The sequence below is a fragment of the Streptomyces sp. NPDC126497 genome (genome assembly GCF_040302425.1).
GTDB lineage: Bacteria > Actinomycetota > Actinomycetes > Streptomycetales > Streptomycetaceae > Streptomyces.
Genome location: NZ_JBEORT010000184.1, coordinates 1 through 5,131 on the forward strand (window position 1 = coordinate 1; position 5,131 = coordinate 5,131).

At 73.7% G+C, this 5,131-nt stretch carries 4 protein-coding genes and 2 pseudogenes; 4 read left to right on the plus strand and 2 right to left on the minus strand.

Annotated features, from left to right (window positions below; genetic code table 11):
• Window positions 1-631: diiron oxygenase (locus ABTY20_RS34725; protein WP_502991958.1), on the plus strand; the 631-nt coding region annotated here is incomplete at its 5' end.
• 46 nt (window positions 632-677) lie between these two features.
• Window positions 678-2,210 carry an FAD-dependent oxidoreductase gene (locus ABTY20_RS34730; protein WP_352001138.1) on the plus strand — a complete coding sequence of 511 codons (1,533 nt, stop codon included), beginning with the start codon at window positions 678-680 and terminating at the stop codon, window positions 2,208-2,210.
• Between the two features lie 81 nt (window positions 2,211-2,291).
• Here the strand turns inward: ABTY20_RS34730 and ABTY20_RS34735 are convergent, their stop codons facing one another.
• The gene (locus ABTY20_RS34735) at window positions 2,292-3,272 is read right to left on the minus strand and encodes a GlxA family transcriptional regulator (RefSeq protein ID WP_352001139.1); all 981 of its coding nucleotides are present in this window, start codon (window positions 3,270-3,272) and stop codon (window positions 2,292-2,294) included.
• 125 nt (window positions 3,273-3,397) lie between these two features.
• On the opposite strand from ABTY20_RS34735, the gene ABTY20_RS34740 reads away from it, so the two are divergent.
• Together ABTY20_RS34740 and ABTY20_RS34745 are read left to right on the plus strand one after the other, a co-directional pair.
• A complete protein-coding gene (locus ABTY20_RS34740; protein WP_352001140.1) occupies window positions 3,398-4,360 on the plus strand; it encodes an NADP-dependent oxidoreductase in 963 nt (320 codons plus the stop codon).
• A 67-nt stretch (window positions 4,361-4,427) separates the two neighbouring features.
• Window positions 4,428-4,664 (plus strand): annotated as a pseudogene (locus ABTY20_RS34745) (DUF475 domain-containing protein); the annotation flags it as partial.
• Window positions 4,665-5,032: 368 nt separating this feature from the next.
• Here ABTY20_RS34745 and ABTY20_RS34750 read toward each other — a convergent pair.
• A pseudogene (locus ABTY20_RS34750) lies at window positions 5,033-5,131 on the minus strand (MarC family protein); the annotation flags it as partial.

Genomic DNA, 5,131 nt, shown 5'->3' on the forward strand with positions numbered 1-5,131 from the left:
CGCTGCGCATGGCCGAGCTCGGCGGCATGTACCGCTCCGAGCTGTCGGGCGTGCTCGGCGGACTGACCCGGGTGCGGGCCATCCAGCTCAACGACCCATGTTCGCCCGCGGGGCGAAGAAGCTCGGGGCCCCGGCCTACCGACCGCACCGGGTCGCGCTCGAACTGGGCAGGCTCTTCAAGACCGTCGCCTTCGGCGAGGCCGCGTACGCGGCGATCCTGGTCGCCGAGGAGGTCCTCGACGTCATGCAGCGCGACTGGATGCGCGACGAGCGGGTGGTGCCGTTCGTCCGCACCATCAACAACATCCACGTCGTCGAGGAATCCCGGCACATGAAGTTCGCCCGCGACGAGACGCGCAGGCACCTCGCCCGTGCCGGACGGCTGCGCCGGAGGATCCAGGCCCTGCTGATCGCCGTCGCGGCCTACGTCATCGTCACCAGCATGGTGAACCGGAAGGTCTACGCGAACGCCGGCCTGGACGAGGCACGCGCGCTCCGCGAGGCGAAGGCCAACGAACACCACAGGTCGATGATGCGGGCCAGCTGCTCGGGCCTGATGGACTTCCTGTCCTCGGTGGGACTGCTCACCGGGCCCGCGCTCTTCTTCTACAAGCGCGCCCACCTCGTCTGAAGACCCCCGACCCTGCACCTGCCCGGCCCCGGCGGAGTGGACGACCATGGCCTTCGCGATCACCCAGACCTGCTGCAACGACGCCACCTGTGTGTCCGTCTGCCCGGTCAACTGCATTCACCCCGCGCCCGGGGAACCGGACTTCGGCAGCACGGAGATGCTGTACATCGACCCCAGGAGCTGCATCGACTGCGGTGCCTGCGCGGACGCCTGTCCGGTGGACGCCGTCCTCCCGGTCGACCGGCTGACCGGCGGACAGCGGGAGTACGCGCGGATCAACGCGGCCCACTACGAGCAGGAGGAGGCGGAGCCCCCCGAGGGGACGGGACCGCCGACGCGTCCGGGGCCGAACTTCCACGCCTGGGGCGAGCCGTCCTTCGACCGGGTACTGCCCTCGGACTTCGGTCCGCTGCGGGTCGCGATCGTCGGCACCGGCCCGGCCGGCATGTACGCCGCCAGGGACCTGCTGCTGCACACACGGGCCGAGGTGACGCTCATCGACCGGCTCCCGGCCGCCGGCGGTCTCGTCCGGTACGGCGTCGCCCCGGACCACCCGGCCACCAAGAAGGTGGGCCGGACCTTCGCCCGTTTCCTCACGCATCCGCGCGCCCGGACCTACCTCGGCCTCGACGTGGGCACCGACGTCACGGCGGAGGAACTCGCCGCCCACCACCACGCGGTGGTCTACGCGGTGGGCGCCGCCACGGACCGGCGGCTCGGCATCCCGGGCGAGGACCGGCCGGGCAGCGTCTCCGCGACCGCCTTCGTCGCCTGGTACAACGCGCATCCTGAGGTCGCCGCGGACGCCGTCCGCCTGTCGTCCGAGCGTGTCGTCGTGGTCGGCAACGGCAACGTCGCCCTCGACGTCGCGCGGATCCTGGTCTCCGACCCGGAGACGCTGGCCGGCACCGGGATCGCCGACCACGCGCTGGCGGAACTGCGCCGCGGCGAGGTGCGCGAGGTGGTGCTGCTCGGACGCCGCGGACCGGAGCAGGCGGCGTACACCCGGCCCGAACTGCTCGCCCTGAAGCACCTTCCCGGCGTGGACCTGCTCGTCGACGACCACGATCCGCGCATCGGCGCGGCGATCGACGCCGCCGGTCCCGGGGACAAGGCGGCGGTGCTGCGGGGTGTGGCGCGGGAGGCCGTCGACTGGTCCCTGTCGCCGGGTGCGGCGGGACGGCGGCGCATCGTGTTCCGTTTCCTCTCCTCCCCGGTGGCGGTGTGCGGTGGCGAGGAGACGCGGGCCGTGCGGGTCACCGGGGGCGGCGCCGAGCCGGAGATCCCGGCCGGCCTGGTGCTGAGGGCGGTCGGCTACCGGGGGGTGGCCCCGCCGGGACTGCCGTTCGACGAGGCCACCGGAACCGTGCCGCACGAGCGCGGCCGGGTGACCGGCAGACCCGGGACGTACGTCGTCGGCTGGATCAAGCGCGGCCCCTCGGGAGGCATCGGCGCCAACCGCACCTGCGCGGCCGAGACCGTCGGCTCCCTGCTGGCCGACGCGGTGGCGGGCACGCTGCCCGCGCCGGCCGGCGGGCCGAAGGCGTTCCACCGTCTGGTACGCCGCCGGCGCCGCTGACCCCCCCTCGGCGGGGTGCCGGCCCCCTCCCCCGTGGACGGGCGGGGCGTGTCACCGGGGTCCGGGGGCCGCTCGGGGCGTTCATCCCGTCGCCGTCAGGTCCGGGGCGTGGTGGGCACGGCGGTAGGCCAGCGGGGACAGGCCCAGGTGGGCGTAGAAGTGCTTGCGCAGGGCGACGGCGTCGCCGAAGCCGCTGGCCGTGGCCACGCGCGCGACGGTCAGGTCGGTGGACTCCAGCAGCCGGCGGGCCTGGTTCAGCCGGCACTGCAGCAGCCACTGCAGGGGGCTGGTGCCCATCTCGTCGCGGAACCGCCGGGTGAAGGTGCGCACGCTCATGTGCGCGTGCCGGGCCATGTCCTCCAGGGTGAGGGGTTCGGAGAGCCGGTTCAGGGCCCACTGGCGGGTGCCCGAAGTGGAACGGTCGGTGTCCTCGGGCACCGGGTGCTCGATGAACTGGGCCTGCCCGCCCTCGCGCCACGGCGCGACCACGCACCGGCGCGCCGCCGCGCCGGCCACCGCCGCTCCGTGGTCCCGGCGGATCAGGTGCAGGCACAGGTCGATGCCCGCGGCGCCGCCCGCCGAGGTCAGGATGCGCCCGTTGTCGACGAACAGGACGTCCGGATCGACCTCGACCCGGGGGAAGAGCCGGGCGAACGCGTCGCACAGCATCCAGTGAGTGGTGGCTCGCAGGCCGTCCAGCATCCCGGCCGCCGCGAGGAGGAACGCGGAGGTGCACAGGCTGACGACGCGGGTGTGCGGACCGATCCGGGCGAAGGCCCCGGCGACCTCTTCGGGGAGCTCGCCGGTGGCGAGCAGGTGTCTCTCGGGCTCCTGGGTGGCGATCACCACGGTGTCCGCGCTCTCCAGGAGGGACTCGTCGTCGTCGACGACGATCCGGAAGCCCTCGTCGGTGCGGACCGGCCGGCCGCCGAGTGAACAGGTCGTCACGGAGTACAGCGGCGCGCCGGACGGATCGCGCGCCGCGTTGAACACGCGGGCGGCGATACCGAGGTCCATGGGGAGGACGCCTTCGAGAGCGAGAACGGCGACACGGTGCATCATGGCCGGAATGGTACGACAGGTGGCCCTCCAGCCACTCACCGCGTCCGGGGTGACGCGGGGAAGCTGGTGATCACCGGGCTCGGCCCGGTCTTCGCGCAGCCGGAACGGACAGAAACGAGGAGAACATGAGCGAGCACACCATGCGTGCCGTGACCATCAGCGGGTTCGGCGGGCCGGAGGTGCTGACCGTCGGGCGGGTCGCGCGTCCCGAACCGCTGCCCACCGAGGTGCTGGTGCGGGTGCACGCCGCCGGGATCAATCCGGTGGACTGGAAGACCCGCGCGGGACAGGGCATGGCGGGCCTGCAGACGCTGCCGCTGATCCTCGGCTGGGACGTCTCCGGAGTCGTCGAGGAGGTCGGCTTCGGCGTCACCACGCTCGCGCCCGGGGACGAGGTGTACGCGATGCCCTGGTTCCCGCGTCCGGCCGGTGGTTACGCCGAGTACGTCACGGCGCCGTCCCGCCAGTTCGCGCGCAAGCCCGCCTCGATCGGACACGTCGAGGCCGCCGCCCTGCCCCTGGCGGCACTCACCGCGTGGCACGCGCTGGTCGACACGGCGGGCGTCCGGGCCGGTCAGCGGGTACTGGTGCACGCCGCGGCAGGCGGTGTCGGACATCTGGCGGTGCAGATGGCCCGGCACCTGGGCGCCGAAGTGGTCGCGACCGCCCGTGAGTCCCGGCACTCCTGGCTCAAGGGGCTGGGCGCCGACGAGACGGTCGACTACACCCGCCGGCGGTTCGAGGACGCCGTCGGTGAGGTCGATGTCGTCATCGACCTGATCGGTGGTCTCGACGCCACCGACGTGCGGTCGGTGGCGGTGACCCGGCCCGGCGGCCTGGTGGTGTCCGTCCCGAGCGGCGTCTCCCCGGAGCTCGCCGACGCGGCCGGGCGGGCGGGGGTGCGCACCAGCCCGCTCCTGGTCGAGCCGGACGGCGCGGCCCTGACCACCATCGCCGGCCTGGTCGACTCGGGTGCGGTCCGGGTGGAGGTCGAGCACGTGTTCGCCCTGGAGCAGGCCGCCGAGGCGCACCGCCGGGGCGAGACCAACCGCACCCGAGGCAAGCTCGTCCTGGACCTCGCGCGGTGAGTGCCGCGACGGCGCGTCCGGGCGGCCGCTGAAGGACGCCCGGGGCGGTGTCGGCGACGCCCCGGGCGGCACCGGCGCCATGTACGTGCGGTCCCTGACCGTCCACCTGGTCCGCCGGGGCGCCCACGACGACTACGTCCGCCTCGAACACGGCGCCCACTACGCGATCGGCGCCCTCGCCCTCGTCCTCGCCGTCAGCATCCAGCACCAGGTCGACGCCATCGTCACCGGCCTCATCGGCGTCGCGTTCATCGGCGCGTCCTCCCACTCCTCCGTCCGCCACAACCGCGCCGCGCGCCGGTGAGCCCCCCAGCAGGTGCTGCCGGGAGCCACCGGCGCCGACCGGCGGTGCGGGCCGGCGGCCGGCGTACCCGTCGAACCGGGGCACGATCCGGTTCGACCGTGCCGGGACCCTCGCGGGGTGTCCCGCGAGCCGGGCGGGTGCGTCGGCGGGGTGTGCCACCTCCGCACCCTCCCCGTGCTCGCGGAACGTCCGGCACGGCCTCACCGGGGGAGCCGGACCGACTCCTCACGCCGTGGAGCCGTTTCCGTGCCGAGCGGCGGAGCCCGGGGACGGCGCCGAATCGAGTCGGCCGGGGATGGGCAGACATGAACCATGCCCATCCATGCGACGGCTTCGCCCGGAGTGCAGGTCTGTTCCCTGAAGCGGCAAACGATGCCGGCCAGGCGCGTCACCAGGACCACCCCGCCGTCCTTGATGACGCGGATGATCAGCAGCGAGTACCGCATCACCAGCCACAGCACGACGTG

Excerpts from the sequence above, each read along its gene's own strand:
- ABTY20_RS34740 (WP_352001140.1), top strand. The coding sequence starts at position 3,398 with ATGAGCGAGCACACCATGCGTGCCGTGACCATCAGCGGGTTCGGCGGG.
- ABTY20_RS34735 (WP_352001139.1), bottom strand. The coding sequence starts at position 3,272 with ATGATGCACCGTGTCGCCGTTCTCGCTCTCGAAGGCGTCCTCCCCATG.
- ABTY20_RS34730 (WP_352001138.1), top strand. The coding sequence starts at position 678 with ATGGCCTTCGCGATCACCCAGACCTGCTGCAACGACGCCACCTGTGTG.